Origin of the sequence: Pseudomonas mercuritolerans (assembly GCF_025706525.1) — a bacterium.
In the GTDB taxonomy this organism is placed as follows: domain Bacteria; phylum Pseudomonadota; class Gammaproteobacteria; order Pseudomonadales; family Pseudomonadaceae; genus Aquipseudomonas; species Aquipseudomonas mercuritolerans.
In genome coordinates this window covers 102,289-117,939 of record NZ_JAMSHA010000013.1, presented here as the reverse complement: position 1 = coordinate 117,939, position 15,651 = coordinate 102,289, and the positions used below count along the sequence as shown (strand labels likewise).

The 15,651-nt window shown below is 60.1% G+C and carries 18 protein-coding genes; 6 read left to right on the top strand and 12 right to left on the bottom strand.

Features of this window, described 5'->3' with window-relative positions; all coding sequences use genetic code 11:
• Window positions 1-551 precede the first annotated feature (551 nt).
• Genes ND528_RS27750 through ND528_RS27725 form a run of 6 tightly spaced genes read right to left on the bottom strand, consistent with a single transcriptional unit; the run spans window position 552 to window position 5,980 of the window.
• Complete coding sequence (locus ND528_RS27750; protein WP_263471705.1) at window positions 552-2,495, bottom strand: response regulator; 1,944 nt, start codon at window positions 2,493-2,495, stop codon at window positions 552-554.
• On the bottom strand, window positions 2,485-3,360 hold the full coding sequence (locus ND528_RS27745; protein WP_122507075.1) for a sensor histidine kinase: 876 nt from the start codon (window positions 3,358-3,360) through the stop codon (window positions 2,485-2,487). Before ND528_RS27745 ends, ND528_RS27750 begins: the two co-directional genes overlap by 11 nt.
• The gene (locus tag ND528_RS27740; RefSeq protein ID WP_263471716.1) at window positions 3,353-4,366 is read right to left on the bottom strand and encodes an ATP-binding protein; all 1,014 of its coding nucleotides are present in this window, start codon (window positions 4,364-4,366) and stop codon (window positions 3,353-3,355) included. Before ND528_RS27740 ends, ND528_RS27745 begins: the two co-directional genes overlap by 8 nt.
• The gene (locus ND528_RS27735) at window positions 4,363-4,767 is read right to left on the bottom strand and encodes an anti-sigma regulatory factor (protein WP_016774465.1); all 405 of its coding nucleotides are present in this window, start codon (window positions 4,765-4,767) and stop codon (window positions 4,363-4,365) included. Before ND528_RS27735 ends, ND528_RS27740 begins: the two co-directional genes overlap by 4 nt.
• Window positions 4,764-5,126 (bottom strand): STAS domain-containing protein, encoded by a 363-nt coding sequence (locus ND528_RS27730; protein WP_263471704.1) that lies wholly within the window; start codon window positions 5,124-5,126, stop codon window positions 4,764-4,766. Before ND528_RS27730 ends, ND528_RS27735 begins: the two co-directional genes overlap by 4 nt.
• 2 nt (window positions 5,127-5,128) lie before the next feature.
• Window positions 5,129-5,980, bottom strand: a complete 852-nt coding sequence (locus ND528_RS27725) for an STAS domain-containing protein (RefSeq protein WP_130909935.1) — start codon at window positions 5,978-5,980, stop codon at window positions 5,129-5,131.
• A 260-nt stretch (window positions 5,981-6,240) separates the two neighbouring features.
• On the opposite strand from ND528_RS27725, the gene ND528_RS27720 reads away from it, so the two are divergent.
• Window positions 6,241-6,504, top strand: a complete 264-nt coding sequence (locus ND528_RS27720) for a hypothetical protein (RefSeq protein WP_263471703.1) — start codon at window positions 6,241-6,243, stop codon at window positions 6,502-6,504.
• 56 nt (window positions 6,505-6,560) lie between these two features.
• Here the strand turns inward: ND528_RS27720 and ND528_RS27715 are convergent, their stop codons facing one another.
• Window positions 6,561-7,082, bottom strand: coding sequence for a DUF4142 domain-containing protein (locus ND528_RS27715; protein ID WP_016774469.1), 522 nt, complete (start codon window positions 7,080-7,082; stop codon window positions 6,561-6,563).
• Window positions 7,083-7,286: 204 nt separating this feature from the next.
• On the opposite strand from ND528_RS27715, the gene ND528_RS27710 reads away from it, so the two are divergent.
• Complete coding sequence (locus ND528_RS27710) at window positions 7,287-7,541, top strand: DUF465 domain-containing protein (RefSeq protein ID WP_016774470.1); 255 nt, start codon at window positions 7,287-7,289, stop codon at window positions 7,539-7,541.
• Between the two features lie 99 nt (window positions 7,542-7,640).
• Window positions 7,641-7,805, top strand: a complete 165-nt coding sequence (locus tag ND528_RS27705; RefSeq protein ID WP_165368399.1) for a hypothetical protein — start codon at window positions 7,641-7,643, stop codon at window positions 7,803-7,805.
• A 109-nt stretch (window positions 7,806-7,914) separates the two neighbouring features.
• On the opposite strand, the gene ND528_RS27700 is transcribed toward ND528_RS27705, so the two are convergent.
• From ND528_RS27700 to ND528_RS27685, 4 genes are all read right to left on the bottom strand, one after another.
• On the bottom strand, window positions 7,915-8,991 hold the full coding sequence (locus ND528_RS27700; RefSeq protein WP_263471702.1) for an SMP-30/gluconolactonase/LRE family protein: 1,077 nt from the start codon (window positions 8,989-8,991) through the stop codon (window positions 7,915-7,917).
• Entirely contained in the window at window positions 8,988-10,133 is a 1,146-nt protein-coding gene (locus ND528_RS27695; RefSeq protein WP_263471701.1) for a sterol desaturase/SRPBCC family protein, read from the bottom strand. The genes ND528_RS27700 and ND528_RS27695 overlap by 4 nt, the downstream gene beginning before the upstream one ends.
• Window positions 10,134-10,245: 112 nt before the next feature.
• Complete coding sequence (locus ND528_RS27690) at window positions 10,246-11,109, bottom strand: LysR family transcriptional regulator (RefSeq protein WP_024012724.1); 864 nt, start codon at window positions 11,107-11,109, stop codon at window positions 10,246-10,248.
• Between the two features lie 239 nt (window positions 11,110-11,348).
• On the bottom strand, window positions 11,349-13,076 hold the full coding sequence (locus ND528_RS27685; RefSeq protein WP_263471700.1) for a hydrogenase maturation protein: 1,728 nt from the start codon (window positions 13,074-13,076) through the stop codon (window positions 11,349-11,351).
• Between the two features lie 12 nt (window positions 13,077-13,088).
• Between ND528_RS27685 and ND528_RS28325 the strand changes: the two genes are divergently transcribed.
• The 3 genes from ND528_RS28325 to ND528_RS27670 all read left to right on the top strand — a co-directional run bounded on the left by ND528_RS28325 (window position 13,089) and on the right by ND528_RS27670 (window position 15,212).
• Window positions 13,089-13,961 (top strand): MbcA/ParS/Xre antitoxin family protein, encoded by an 873-nt coding sequence (locus tag ND528_RS28325; RefSeq protein WP_330221326.1) that lies wholly within the window; start codon window positions 13,089-13,091, stop codon window positions 13,959-13,961.
• Window positions 13,958-14,452, top strand: a complete 495-nt coding sequence (locus ND528_RS27675) for an RES family NAD+ phosphorylase (RefSeq protein WP_016774476.1) — start codon at window positions 13,958-13,960, stop codon at window positions 14,450-14,452. The genes ND528_RS28325 and ND528_RS27675 overlap by 4 nt, the downstream gene beginning before the upstream one ends.
• A gap of 154 nt (window positions 14,453-14,606) precedes the next feature.
• Window positions 14,607-15,212, top strand: a complete 606-nt coding sequence (locus ND528_RS27670) for a hypothetical protein (RefSeq protein ID WP_130911572.1) — start codon at window positions 14,607-14,609, stop codon at window positions 15,210-15,212.
• 78 nt (window positions 15,213-15,290) lie between these two features.
• Here the strand turns inward: ND528_RS27670 and ND528_RS27665 are convergent, their stop codons facing one another.
• Window positions 15,291-15,608 carry an SCP2 sterol-binding domain-containing protein gene (locus tag ND528_RS27665; protein ID WP_016774477.1) on the bottom strand — a complete coding sequence of 106 codons (318 nt, stop codon included), beginning with the start codon at window positions 15,606-15,608 and terminating at the stop codon, window positions 15,291-15,293.
• Window positions 15,609-15,651 lie beyond the last annotated feature (43 nt).

Below are 15,651 nucleotides of genomic sequence, written 5' to 3'. Positions count from 1 at the left end.
TTGCAGGCTGTACCCAATAAAGTGGTAACGCAGCAGACCCCTTGTGGGAACGAGCTTGCTCGCGAAGGCGGTGTGTCAGTCGCAGATGAGCTGACTGGACGAACGCCTTCGCGAGCAGGCTCGCTCCCACAGTTTTGCAGGCTGTACCCAATAAAGTGGTAACGCAGCAGACCCCTTGTGGGAACGAGCTTGCTCGCGAAAGCGGTGTGTCAGTCGCAGATGAACTGACTGGATGGACGCCTTCGCGAGCAAGCTCGCTCCCACAGTTTTGCAGGCTGTACCCAATAAAGTGGTAACGCAGCAGACCCCCTGTGGGAGCGAGCCTGCTCGCGAAAGCGGAATGTCAGTCGCAGATGAATTGACTGGACGGACGCCTTCGCGAGCAGGCTCGCTCCCACAGTTTTGAATGGTGTACCCAGACAGGTCGTCACACACCAGATCCCCTGTGGGAGCGAGCCTGCTCGCGAAAGCGGAATGTCAGTCGCAGATGAGCTGACTGGACGAACGCCTTCGCGAGCAGGCTCGCTCCTATACGGGGGATGTGTGTCAGTTCAGGCGCCATCGATTGTGCGGCGGACCTTGTCGAGCAGTTCGCTGATCTGGAACGGTTTGACCAGCATGTCCATGCCGGTGCCAAGGAAGACCTGGCGGTTGAGCGCGGTTTCGGCGTAGCCGGTCATGAACAGGATCGGCAGCCCTTCGTGCCAGCCACGGGCAACATCCGCCAGTTCACGGCCGCTCATGCGCGGCAGGCCGACGTCGGTCAGCAGCAGGTCGATGGACGGGTCGTTCTGCAAGCGCTCCAGCGCCGATTCGATATCCGCCGCTTGCGTGCAGCGATAGCCGGCATCTTCCAGCACTTCGGTAACGAACAAGCGCACCGTGGCCATGTCCTCGACGATCAGCACATGCTCGCCACTGCCTTTGGCATCAGGCACCGGCACAGGCGCGTCGGCCCCGGTCGGGTCGTTGGTGCCGGGCAGCATGATCGTCACTTCGGTGCCACGGCGGGCAACGCTGCGAATGTGCGCGTCACCGCCGGACTGGCGGGCGAAGCCGTAAATCGTCGACAGACCGAGCCCGGTGCCCTGGCCCAGCGGCTTGGTAGTGAAGAACGGCTCGAACACCTTGTCGATCACGTTGTGTTCGATGCCGGTGCCGTCGTCGCGTACCGACAGCGCCACGTAAGCGCCATCGGCCAGATTCGGATCGCCGTGGGAATAAGCGGCGTAAGTATTGACCCAGATATTGCCGCCGGAGGGCAGGGCATCGCGGGCGTTGATCACCAGGTTGAGCACGGCGCTTTCCAGCTGGACCGGGTCGACCAGCGCAATCGCCGGTTTGTTGGTCAATTCCAGCTTGAGGGTGATGCGCTCACCGATGGTGCGCACCAGCAATTCTTCCAGCGAGCGGACATGCTCGTTGATGTCCACCGGCCGTGTATCCAGTGGCTGCTGACGGGCAAATGCCAGCAGACGATGGGTCAGCGAGGCCGCGCTCATCGCTGAGTTCAGCGCCGCTTCGGTATAGAACTGCACTTTGTCCAGACGCTCATCGGCCACGCGTTTCTGGATCAGTTCCAGACTGGTGATGATCCCGGTCAGCAGGTTGTTGAAATCGTGGGCGATACCGCCGGTGAGCTTGCCCAGCGCATCCATTTTCTGCACTTGCAGCAATTGCGCTTCGGCGTGCACGCGCTCGGCGACTTCCTTGGCCAGCTGCGTGGTGGTGTCATCCAGCCGCGCCAGATGCGAGCGCTCGCGGTGGCGGTGTTCGGTGACGTCCTCGACGAACACCAGGCTCAGTTCTGGCGTGCGATAAGGTGAAATCTGCCATTGCGTTTCGCGAATCTCGCCCTGCACGCGCATGTTCAGCGTGCCTTTCCAGCGCTCGCCATCGACCAGGCGCAGACGCAGTTCATCGAGGATCGAAGATTGATCATCGGCGAAACATTCACGCAGCGCCTGCGGGTCGCGGTTATCGACGATCAGCTGGGCAAAGGCGTGATTGCATTCATGCACTTTCAGATTGGCATCGAGCACCGCGATCGGCGCCGAGACGTTGGCGAAGATCTCGCGGAAACGCGCCTCGCTTTCGCGCAGGGCATTTTCCGTGTCGCGCACCCGCAGCAGGGTACGCAGCGTCGCCAGCAGCACATCGGGGTCGACCGGGTGAATCAGATAGGCGTCGGCGCCGGCGTTGAGACCGGTGATGATGTCGCCGGTCTGGATCGACGCCGCCGACACATGAATCACCGGCAGCAGCGCGGTGCCCGGGTCGGCGCGCAGCAGGCGGACGATGTCGAAGCCGCTCATGTCCGGCAGGTTGACGTCGAGGATCAACGCATCGAGGGCTTCGCTCTCGATCAGGGCCAGGCCGTCGCTGCCGGTGCCGGCTTCGAGCACCGTGTAGCCGTGGCGCTCCAGGCGCCGACGCAGGGCGTAACGGGTGGCGACGTTGTCATCGACGATCAACAGGCGGATGTCACGATTCATCGACGTTCTCCAGAGCGATTGCCAGCGGGATGATGACAAAGAACGTCGAGCCCACGCCCGGCGTACTGTCTACCCCGACTTCACCGCCGAGCAGGGCGGCGAAACGCTTGCACAGTGACAGGCCCAGACCGGTGCCGCGCAGACGCTTCTGCAATGGCGAATCGACTTGGGAGAAGTCCTCGAACAGTGTGTCATGCAACTCGGCAGCGATGCCGATGCCGGTGTCGCTGACGGCAAAGCGCACCTTGTCTTCACCTTCCAGTCGCGCCGACACGCGCACTTCGCCACGGGTGGTGAATTTCAGCGAGTTGGAAATGAAGTTGCGCAGGATCTGCCCGAGCTTCTTGTCATCGGTATACAGGCGCGGCAGGCCCAGCGGCTCTTCGAAGATCAGATCCACCGCCGAAGCATCGACGATTGGCCGGAACATCCCGCGCAGGGCTGAAAACAGGTCGAACATGTCGAACCAGGCCGGCGAGATGCTGATGCGCCCGGCTTCGATCTTCGCCAGATCGAGCAGGTCATCAACCATGTCGCTGAGCTCGCGGGCAGCGGTGCTGACGAAGGCTACCTGCTTGTGCTGTTCAGGGCTGAGCGGGCCGTCCAGTTCGTCAGCGAGCAGACTGTTGATGCTCAGGATCGAGCCCAGTGGTGTACGGAATTCATGGCTCATGTATGACAGGAAGCGGCTCTTTAGATCCGATGCCTGACGCAGTTCTTCAGCCTGAGTGTCGAGCTCGGCGTACAGCGCCAGCACGCCCTGGTTGGTTTCATCGAGCTCTTCGCGCAGGGCAGTGGTTTCGCGCTGCAACTGAGCGATGAGCGCCGCCTGTTCAGCAGGGCTCAGGGTTGTCGATTCAGCCATGGGCGGCCTCCAGATCAACGACCAGCACCGTCACGTCATCGCGACCGCGACAGAAGTCGCGGTGCAGGACGCTGGCTATCACGGACGGATGGCGATGCACCAGGCCGGGGTAGTCTTTGAGATTCCAACGGGACTGTAAACCGTCGCTGTACATGATCAATAAATGTCCGTTCACGTGAGCATAGTCAAAGGGTTTGGCTTTACGGTACTGCCCGCCAACGATACCGGGGTGCGACGCCAGGCCACGGGATTTGCCAGCCTCGAGCAGACTGGCGCCAATGTTACCGACACCGGCGAACGTCAGGCCATCGCGCTGGCTGTCGAACTGCGCGAAAGCGACCGCGCCGCCGCGGGTGCCGAGCATTTCCTGATGCAGGTCTTCCATCAATACCACAGGGTCGGCAAACGGCGCCCGCGCGAATGCCTGTGCCCCGGCCAGGCCGGCACGTTCGGCGTCCTCGCCATGGCCGAGGCCATCGACCACCAGCGCGCTGATCCGCGAACCTTCATACGCCAGATGCCAGACATCACCGCAGGCTGGATCGGCATGCAGCGAATGCTGGCTGACCCCGAAGCGGATATCCGCCTGACGATCGCTGCGCGCAAAGACCCGCGCCAGTAACACCGCGCCACGGTGGTCGGCGTAGACATCGAACACATTGGTCTGCCGCGACACCGCGCCAAGACCGATGCCCTGCGTACCGCCAGTGGAAAAGCCATCCGCCAGACAGGCATCCAGATCAAAACCCTGGGCCCGATCCACGGTCTGCATTTCGATGCCGAAACCGTTATCCGGACGAGTCAGTACACGCAGATGGAACTCGCCGCGCTGGGCATGCTTGAGCACATTGCTTGCCAGTTCCGTCGCGACCAGTGCCACGCGGCCGGCATCGTTTTCGTCGAAGCCATGCTGCTCGGCGAGTTTCTGCGCGGTGCGCCGGGCGTGGCCGATCTGGCTGCTGTCCTCGATCGGCAGAACCTGGGTCAACGACCCGGTGATATTCATGTCCATCGTGTGATCGTAATGCGCGTGCCTTTGCCGGGCTCAGTGTCGAGTTCGAATTCATTGACCAGGCGCTTGGCGCCGGTCAGGCCGAGGCCTAGTCCGCTGCCGGAAGTCCAGCCGTCGGTCATCGCCAGTTTGATGTCGGGGATGCCCGGGCCTTCGTCGCGGAACGTGATGCGCAAACCGACCCGGCCGTTTTCCTCGAGGATCTGCCAGTCCATGTCGCCGCCGCCGCCATAGACCATGGTGTTACGCGCCAGCTCGCTGACGGCGGTGACCAGTTTGGTCAGGTCGATCAGGCGCATGCCGCATTCGGTGGCGAGCTTGCGCGTGGTCTGGCGCGCCAGTACCACGTCCTGTTCGATCAGGATGGGTTGAGTACCACTGCTGCGTACGGTCATTGCAGGCGTACTCGATCCTGCAGCAGTTTCATCCCGCGTTCGACGTTGAGGGCGGTGCTGACGCCCGGCAAGGTCATGCCCAGCTCAACGAGCGTGATCGCCACGGCCGGCTGCATGCCGACCAGCACGGTTTCGGCGTCCATGATTTTCGACAATCCGGAAATCGTGCCGATCATGCGCCCGATAAACGAGTCGACCATGTCCAGCGCCGAGATGTCGATCAACACCCCGCGCGCCGAGGTTTTGCTGATGCGCTCGGACAGATCGTCCTGCAGGGTCATGGCGAGCTGGTCATGCATGTCGACCTGAATGGTCACCAGCAGCAGATCGCCCATTTGAAGAATCGGAATACGTTCCATGGTCAAGCCGTCTTGACGAGGCTGACACCCAAGCGGGTCAAGGCCAGTTTCAATGCGTCGGCCAGATTGGCCTTGGTGACTACGCCTTGCAGATCCAGACCCAGGTGAACGATGGTCTGGGCGATCTGCGGACGCACGCCGCTGATGATGCAATCAGCGCCCATCAGGCGAATCGCGGTCACGGTTTTCAGCAGGTGCTGGGCGACCAGGGTGTCGACGGTCGGCACGCCGGTGATGTCGATGATGGCGATCTCGGAACCGGTGTCGACGATGCGTTGCAGCAGCGATTCCATGACTACCTGGGTGCGTTGCGAATCGAGGGTGCCGATCATTGGCAGGGCGAGGACGCCGTCCCACAGCTTGACCACCGGAGTCGACAGTTCCAGCAGTTCTTCCTGCTGACGCTTGATCACCGCTTCGCGGGATTTCTGGAAGGTGCCGATGGTGTGCATGCCGACGGTGTCGAGCAGTTCGGAGACTTCCAGCAATTGCTCGGCGAGCAGTGCCGGCTGATCCTGATAATGGTTTTGCAGCAGGGCGAACAGCGGACCTTTCAACGCGAAGATGAAGTTGGCGGTTTGCTGGGAATCCTGGCCGAGCAGGGCGCGGCTCTGCGACAGCTTTTCAAGAAACTGACGGGTGTCTTCCCAGCCTGCGGCGGCAATCTTGCTGCCGTTGCCGTTTTCCAGACCGGCCAGCAGCAGGCCGAGCAAGTCGCGGGTTTGCTGAGCGAGGTCGTGTTCCTTGAGATTGCGCGTGGCACCGCTGGCTTCGAGGCGTTTGGTCCATTCGCTCAGCAGTTGAGCCTGGTTGTTCCTGATTGCTTCAACTGTGCTGTTCTGCAGTGCTGCCATGTGCGTGTCGCTCCGTTACGTATAGGGGCCGGCTCAGCGAAATGACCGGCGCGAATTGACTGACATTTGCCGCTTGAAATAGTTGTTCATCCAGCGGTGAAATTTTCTGCCTGCCGCGTCGAACGCCCCGCTAACTCTAGTCGGCGTGGCAGCAGGCAGCGATCTTTTGAACGAATCTACGGCGTCAGGCTTCGAATCTGCATGCCCGACGTTTTCCAGTCGTGCTGGAAGAAGGAGGCAGGACTATGAATGAGGTGGATATGAACGAGCAAGCGCCGCAACAGCAAAATCAGTCCTCAGAGTCAATTAACCGCAACGACCCGGCCATCGACCCGCAGGCACCGGGGCAAAATACCCCCGCGCCGGCTGCAGAAGGACAGGCGAACAGCGCGGCTGCCGAGGTCGATCAGAAGCAGCATCACAATGACAACAGCAACGACTTCAGCCCCGGCTTCAAGCCTGACCCGGACCGTCCTGAACCGGGCGAGAGCACCGACGCCGATATCGACACCGATGGCGGTTGATCGCTGAAACGCAAAAAAGCCGCATCGAAGGATGCGGCCTTTTTATTGCCGGGCGGTTACTTGCTCGGATGTTTGGCTTGCAGCTCTTTGGCGTGGGCCAGGTGTTTTTCCAGCGCTGGCAGCATCTTCTGCGCGAACGCTTTCAGTTCAGTGGCGCCTTTGGCCTTGTCATCGGTCACGGTGTTCGCCTGTTTCTTGAACAGCTCGATGGTTTCTTCGTGAGCCTTGACCTGGTTGTTGGCGTAGGCCGCATCGAAGGATTCATCGCGCATGTCGAGAATCTTTTCCTTGGCCTGTTTGACCAGGGTGGTGGTGTCCGGGACTTCGATATCGTTGGCTTTGGCGATCGCCGCCAGCTCATCGTTGGCCTTGCTGTGATCGGTGATCATCTGGTTGGCAAAGGCTTTGATGTCTGCTGACTGGCTTTTTTCCAGAGCCAGGCGGCTGGTTTCGATTTCAGCGATGCCACCGGCGGCGGCGTTATCGACAAAATCGTTGTCGGTAGCGGCAAAGGCGCTGCCCATGCCGGCAGACAGTGCAACAGCCAGAGCGAGATGACGCAGGTTGAATCCGTCCATTGGGTATCTCCACGCAGGTTTTTGTGAGCGTTATCCAATGGAGCGAACGCACAGACCAAAGGTTTTATCGCATTTACGACAGGGCGACGAACGGCAACCGCTGGTCTGACAGGGAGTCGACAGAAGCCATTGCGCAAGGCCATGCTGATAACGAGTCAGCGCATCGGTCGCGCTGGTTGTCGATCAATTTGATGGAGGTGTTTCATGCCGGTTTCACATGATCTGTATCAGGACCTGGGGTGCAAGAAGGAAGAGATCGAGCAAAAACGCTCCGAGGATGCGAAGCTGGATTCGCTGCTCAACAAGTATTTCGAGGTGGATGCTGAAGTGGTCGAGGCCGAGAACGCCCAGTCAGACGCCCCCAGTGACGACGAATTGAAGAAGCTCAAAGAGAAGCGTGTGATCGTCAAGGAGCAGATCGTCGCCCGGTTGGCCGGGCAGCCGCTGACCGGTCAGTAGTTACCTGACCCGTGGTCGCCATCCGAAGGGAACGGCGACCACCCACGGCACCTCCAATGTGCAGGGTCTGCAAACCATCGACTCGTTGCGAGGTGCCTCATGAACGATCCGAAATTCCCCAGTGAAGAGCAGGGCGGCTTCGACCCGATACCGACCCGCCCTGAACCGAACAGCCCGGCGCATACCACAGCGCATCCGGAAAAAACCGTAAAGGAATTGCCGGAGGATGAAGATCCGGAGAAGTTCGACCGGTCCAGCAACTGACAGACTGCCTTCGCGAGCAGGCTCGCTCCCACATTTGGAATTCGTTTCCCCTGTGGGAGCGAGCCTGCTCGCGAAGGCGCAAGTCCATTCCCCCGCAAATCGCGCAGGCTCACTTCAGCGCCGCATCCAACCCCATCCGCCCCATATGCCTCGCCTTCAACGATCCGAAATACAACCACTGCCCATACTCGCGCACCGTGGTAATCGGCGAATAATTGCCTTCGCTCGCGTCCTGCAAATTGGCAATCACCTTGCCGTCCAGATCCAGCCCCAACACGAACCCACGTTTTTCAACAGGCTTGGGCAAAACCGTCAACGCCCGCACGATCATCTTGCGTACGAACGGGTGCTGCGCGGTGCCATCGAGTAACGCGTTGCGCGGCGCGTATAACGCTACCCAAAAGCGATTGCTGCCATTGAACGAGAGGTTGTCCGGAAGCCCCGGCAAGTTGTCGATGAACACATCATGGGTACCGGCCTTCGGCCCGCTCAGCCAGTAGCGACTAATGCGGTATGCACCGGTTTCATTGACCAGCACATAGGCTTCGTCCGGACCAAGAGCGACGCCGTTGGCGAACTGCAACTTGTCGAGCAAGACGCTGGTCTTGCCGCTCTGAAAGTCGTAACGCAGCAAACGGCCGTCGGCGCCATGTTCGATGATCGCCTCACCGTCATGGCCATAGCCCCAGCGGCTCGAGGCATCGCTGAAGTAGGCGTAGTGGCCTGACTTGTCGACCGCTACATCATCGGTAAATCCAAATGGCACGCCGTTGGCCTCGGTGGTCAACGGGATCACGCGGCCTTGTGCATCCAGCGACAACAAGCCTTTGACCGCATCCGCGATCACCAGCATGCCGTTCGGATGACGGGCCAGGCCCAGTGGACGGCCACCGGTGTCGGCCAGGACCTTGCGCTGCGTGCCGTCGAGGCTGCTGCGGATCAATCGACCGTCATGCAAACCGGTGATGAGAAAGTCGTCTTCGAGCAACAACGCCTCGGGTCCTTCGATGTCGCTCGGCCCGACCTTTGCCACGGCTTTCAGGCGCTGGTTGTCCGCGTAGATGCCTTCTTTCAATGACGGCGCCGGTGGCGGTATCCAGGCGACCGGTTCGACCTTGGTTGGTAGCAATAACAAGAAGGCGATGACCAGCGCGATGAGCAGGCACAGCACATAACGTAATTTCACGCGCTGGCCCTCGCCGCGCCAATAAACTGCGCAGCCGTGTCGCGCAGGGCAAGCATGGACGCGGCAGACTCGCGCTCGATGCGACGCTTGAGCAACAGGCGATTAGCCAGACGCATGAGCAAACCGTCAAAGCGATATTCCAGCGTGCGCACGAAACGCGTGCCGCCAGCCTCCGCCGAGCACTCGTAAGTCAAACGCAGGGACAGGCCCTGATCACTTTGCGCGCGTGCGCACCAGCGCCGGCCCGGCAGGTATTCAGTGACTTCCCAGCGCAAGTGACCGGCACGTCCGCCGGCATGGATGTCCTCTTCGAAACGCGCACCGGCATGCAGCGGGCCTTGCGGACCGTCAATTTTCAATGAAGACGGATGCCAGTCCGGCCAGTGACTGACGCTGGCGGCGTAGGCCAGCACGGCGACCGGTTCGCCGGCGATATCGATCTGGTGCTGCATGCGCGTCATGGGCATTCGCGAATCACTCAAAGGGGCGGGTTCCGGCTCGAGGTACAGCGTGCCGAACAGGTAGTCCATCAAGGGCAGAACGATGTTGAAGTTACGCTCCTGCATGCGCTCGCGGCGGTGATGCAGTTCATGCAGACGACGCATCTGGCGAATCCACGGCAACCGGGTCAAGGGATTTCGCGGCGGCAGATGTTCACAGGCGTGAAAGGCTTCGTAGAGCAGATAACCGAGCACCATGCACCCGGCGAAAAGCCCGGCGACATTGGCGTTGACCTGCGCGAGCAGCCACCAAAGGGGCAGGGTGATCACTAGTGTATGAATGACGATCAGCCAGGCAGGAAACAGAATCACCCGCCAGTCCCTCGCGCTGTCGTAGGTCATGTGCCCGGGGGTGAAAAAGCTGTGATGGTCGCCGGCATGCCGCGCGTAGAACATCTTTGCGAAGGCTTTTTTGTGATGGCCCAAATGACGATGGACCATGTACACGCCGAAGTTGAACAACAACAGGCTCAGCGGCACGGTCAGCCATTCCAGCCAGCTCACCGAATGCACCGGGCGCCAGAACGCAGCGATTGCGAGAATGCCGAACAGCAAGACAAACGCGCCATGCAGCCACGGGTTGTACAAAGGATGAATGGCCGCCCGATAGCGGCTGCGGAATGCCTCGGTGGTCTGCCTCAATGCGTTTCACCTGCGGGTATTGTTGTTATACCCGGCAGATTAGCCGATCCGCTGACTTGTGCAGGGCGAACCTTGCGGCCTTAAGCGCCATGCTCTGGACTGAAGCTGTCCGTCAGCTCAACGGATTCCAGCGCTGTGACCAGTCGTCATCGGTGCGGATCACTTCGCGCAACAGATCGAAGGCCTGTTGCAGCACTGCCGAGTCGCGATCACGGGAATACACCAGATAGGTCGGATAGCCGAATTCCGGCGCTTTGGTGACGGCTTCCAGGGCGCCGGTCTCCAGGTAAGTGCGCACAACGCGAGTACGGAAATAGCCGCTGCCGCCATGTTCGAGGATGTATTGCAGGGCCAGCGGGCCAAGGTTGAAGCTCAGCGCGGCTTTGGCTTTTTCCGGCAGGGCGGCGTCGTGCTGACGGCGGAAATCCGGGCCCCAATCGATGTAGACGTAAGGCTCCGGACGCTCGGGCGCGCGCACCAGAATCAGTTTTTCCTCCAGCACTTGCTCGACCTGCAGACCCGGCCAGTATTCCGGCTGATAAACCAGCGCGGCATCGAGCACACCGAGTTCGAGCTGACGCAACAGATTCTCGCCATCGCGGATTTCCATGCGCAGTGCGTGGCCGGGGATTTTCTCGCGCAGTTCCGCCGCCCAACTGAGCATCAACGGGTTGCACAGGCTGACCTCGCCACCGATGTGCAGAACGTTGTGATAACCCTCGGGCAGCGGCAAGTCGCGGCGCGCGGCTTCCCAGGTCTGCACCAGTTGATTGGCGTAGATCACGAACGCTTCGCCATTGGCCGTCAACTTCGCCCCGGCGCGATTGCGCACAAACAGCGTACTGCCCAACTGGCTCTCGAGTTTCTGCACCCGCGCGGTGATGGCTGTCTGCGTGACGAACAGCTTCTGCGCGGCGGCGGCGAGACTGCCGTGACGGACGATTTCGAGGAAGGTGCGAGCGAGGTCGATGTCCATGGGGCAGGGCCGATTTCTGGAGGTGGGGCGCATTGTAAGTCAAAAGTCCCTCTCCCTAGACCTCTCCCGGAGGGAGAGGGAACTGATTGGGTTGTCCCCTTGTAATGCATCCTCCAGGAAGCGTGTCGGTCATGGATTCACTGCTTGAATTCAGGTCGCAGAAGGTGCCGAACATCCCCGGTTCAGTTCCCTCTCCCTGGGGAGAGGGCTAGGGTGAGGGGCAAACAGTCACCAGAAATCTAACTTGCCAACTCGGTCCGCTCCACCAACCCCACCCGCGCCCAGTCCTCTACCAAGCGCGCCGGCGTGCCACATACCCTGCGCTTGTAAACGAAGTGCTCACACCTGTCAGCAAAGCGATTGCGGTCATGCAGCATGTCTTGCTGCATTTGTTGCAGCTCAGCTTCTCGGCATCGGTGGATCAACGCCTGATCAATCCGCGATTTGCGCTCACGTACCGGCGCATAAGTCGGATCGCTCAGCACGCTGTTCGCTCGTTGCAGCAGCCACAGGGAAAACTGGTCCGGGCAGCGTGGGCCGATCTCCTGAACCATCCCCAGTTGCCACGCTTCAATCGCACTGACCGGCAAACAGGCCTGAGTCAACTGCTCGGCCAGTGCCGGGCCGACGGCGCGGGGCAGGCTGTAGGTCCAGTACTCAGAGCCATACAGACCCATGCTCTTGTATTGCGGATTGAGCACGATATCGGCGCGGGCGAACACGATGTCCGCCGCCAGCGCCAGCATCACACCGCCCGCACCGGCGTTGCCTGTCACGCCGCTGACCACCAGTTGCCGCGCGCTGAGCATTTCTGCGCAGACGTCGTCGATTGCCTGAATATTCGCCCAGGCTTCGGCGCCGGGATCCTGCGCGGCTTGAATCACGTTCAGGTGCACGCCGTTGGAAAAGCTACCGCGACCGCCCCTGATCAGCAGCACTCGCGTGTCCCGAGCCTTGGCCCAGCGCAGCGCCGCGGCCAGACGCTGGCATTGCTCGGTGCTCATCGCGCCGTTGTAGAACTCGAACGTCAGTTCCCCGACGTGCCCGGACTCACGGTAACGAATCGGCTGATACGCTTCGTCGCTGAATGGCTGTGTGGCGATCGACCAGTCCAGCACCGGCACATGGTTGAGTAGTCCGGCCAGCACATGCCGCGCCGGTCGCTTGAAGGTTTCCTCAGCGGGTTGAGGCTTGCGCCGCAGCGCGCCGATCCACAGGCTCTGGTCGCCGGCAGCCACCAGCACGGCGTCGCCATGTACCGCAAGAATCTGGCCGGGCATCCCGCTGCGCGAATCAAGGTGCGCGTCATACAGGTAATACTGCCCGCCAGCCAGACTCGCCAGTACGCCGGGTTGGCCGTCGGCGGCGTCTATGCAGCGCTTGATGAAGCGCGCGCAATCGTGCCAGCTGAAACTGCGATCAGCCTGTCTCATGTTCGGTTGCAGACGGCCACGCACGCTGGGGCGGGTGTAATCGAGCTCGACCGGCTGAAACCCTTCGATGAATTTTTCCACCACCTCGCGGATGCACACCATCGCCGCGTCGCTGACCCGGCCGTTGTACAGCTCGGATTTGCGCAAGCCCGCCGGCAGATTGAATTCGCACGTCGCCCACACTGGGCCGGCGTCCATTTCCTCGACCGCTTGCAGCGCGGTGACACCCCAGACCGAGAGTTCGTTGGTGATCGCCCAGTCCAGCGCACTCGCGCCCCGGTCGCCAACGATGCCGGGATGAATGATCACCACCGGACGCCGGGAATCGCTCCACAGCGCCTGTGGCACGCGGTCCTTGAGGAACGGGCAGATCACCAGATCGGCGCCGCTGTGCTCGATCTGTTCACATACCGCAGATGCCTCGGTAAACAGCACCACGCTGGGCGAGTGTCCGGCCTGACGCAGTTCCAGCCAGGCCCTTTGCGTCAGGCCGTTGAACGCTGACGCCAGCAGGATGATCTTGAGCGATTGCATGGGGATTCTTCCTTGAGTGAGATCGGCCGCAGGCTCCCGGTGAGCCTTCCTTGGCTGTCGATGGAGCAGCAAGAGTACGCAGTGCTTGCACGTACACAGCTGACCGAGGTCAAGGTTGTGTCAGGCAAGGCGTCGGTCAGTCGCTGGAATTTCCGTTTAAGTCCTACGGAAACAGGAGCGTTTCGATCAGATATGTGGATATTTCTGACGACTTTTTCAGGTTGGTCGTCGGACGCCGGGTCTATAGCATCAGTCCTGACATTGAAGTCATCGAGCGCACAGATCGCTCCGGCCCCGGACAAAGGATGGAATATGCGAATCCCACTGATTGAAAGCCATACGCCTGCTTACTCGCCTCGCCATTATTGGCGCGACGATCGCGCCAGGTGTCCCTCGGAGGACGTTGCCATGCCGAGCGCCAAAGTGCCCCGGCTCACGGGCTTGAAGAAGCTCGAGGGCAAACCTCTGGAGTTGCTGTTGCGTGGGCAGGACACCGGCGACGATCCGATGCTCATCCTGCGCTGCACAAGCGAAGGATTTGAGCTGCTTGATGTGGTGAACATGATCGCAACCTCCGAGCTGTACCAACAGGGCGAGATGGTCAAACGCATCACCGGCAGATCCGTAAGAACCGTGCGACGTCTGCTCAAGGAAGGCGCGTCGGTGCGCCTGGACACGCCGCAGAGCGTGATCGCCTACCAATATGCCGCTGCGCTGGAACTGGCCATCGAAGTATTCGGGCGTCAGGCCAAGGCCGAATCATGGCTGGAACACCGCGCCACTTACTTCTACGGATATGTGCCGCTCGATCTGGTTGGACATGCGCTGGGCTTCAGGATGGTGGAGGAGTATCTGAACCAGATCAAATACGGGGTTTATCAATGAACCCCTTGCCCTGGGATGATCGCTGGTACGCCTGGCGGCTGGATCGCGAGGTGTACAGCGAGACCTGGGACAGCGGCCTCGGATCGAAACGGGACGGCGGCCGCTGGAATACGCCCGGCCGCAGAGTCGTTTATGCGTCGGTCGACCCCTCCACGGCGATACTGGAGGTGGCCGCCCATGGCAGCTTCGATGCGCTTGATCAGGAGCCCTATGTGTTGACCTGTTTTGAAATCACCCACGACGCCAGCGTCAGAATCGTGCAACCGGAAGATGTGCCCAATCCGCATTGGCTCACCCCGATCAAAACCTCGCCCAACCAGCGAAAGTTTGCCGATGCACTGTTGGCTGAACATCCATTTGTTCTGGTGCCTTCGGTGGCCACCCGACACTCGTGGAATTTGCTGGTGAGTTGCGATCTGGCGGAAGGTCAGTTCAGGATGGTTTCGCAAGAGCGGTTTGGGCTGGATACGCGGTTGTTGCAGGAGGGTTGATCGTATCGGTAGAGATCTTCAGAGTCGCTGCAAGGATTCGTCGCGGCGGCTCGGGCGCGGGACACCTAGCGAAAAGCTACTTCCAGGCACTGTGTTGGCCCGGTAAATTCCCCGCTTTATCGCAGACAAGGAAGTTCAACATGGCAAAATTGAAATGAAGGCTGCGAACCTATTGGGTAACCACTGGTTTTCGTGTGCTCTGCTGGTTTCCGCTTGCTTCACCGGCAATCTTGTTCATGCAAAAGAACCAGAGAGTCACCCCCGGGTGATTATGTATTACGGTCCGTGGAGTCCGGAAGAAAACCGTTTCGACGCCAGCCGGTGGTTCAGTTCAGGTATGTATCGCCCGCGTCTCATGGGTACTCCGCCTGAAGAGAGCCCAGTGACCATGCTGCGCAATAGGCCTGAAAGTTTGCGACATATTGAGAATGATGTTCTCTTGACAGAAGCGTTATTCGCTGTAGAGCGACAGTTTCCGAAGTTGGACACCGAAGACCTCATTCTGAATACGCCGGACCTGCACCGCCAGATACGGTATGCCTATAGTTCATTTGCCGAGCCTGACAGGCCGGTGGATTCCTATTGGCTTTTCATCACGTTTGCAAACAAGACCGTGGTCGTTACGATCGATTGGGACGTGACAGAAAAGAAACTCTTGCCCCGCTCGATGGCTTCGAATCTGATCGAAAAAAGTGATGAAGAGGCGGCATACCTTCAGGTAAAAAAAGAGCTTGATGGGACGGCTTCAGCCAAGCGTTAACTCACGTTGCCATTTCTTCAATGGTTGAAACGACAAATCCCGCCAATAAGCGGGATTTGTGTTTTACCAAGAAGCTTCTTACGAAGGGAACAGCTCGGACAGTTTCATCGACAGCATCATGTCGCCTTCAACGCGCAGCTTGCCGCCCATGAAGGCCTGCATGCCGTCGGTTTCGCCGCTGACGATGTCTTTCAGGGTCTGGCTGTCCAGCACCAGCGTGCAGTTGGCGTCCGGGTTTTCGCCTTCCTGGATGTCGCAGGTGCCGTCTTTGACGATCAGTGCGTATTGCTTGTCTTCGTCGGTGATGTTGAAACCGAAGACCAGGTCCAGACCGGCAGCGGCGGCTGGGTTGAACTTGGCTTGCATTGCTTTTACGGCATCAGCTACGGAGGTCATGGTTCGATCCTTTCTTGGTCATGGGAGCTGGGTGGTTACAGCC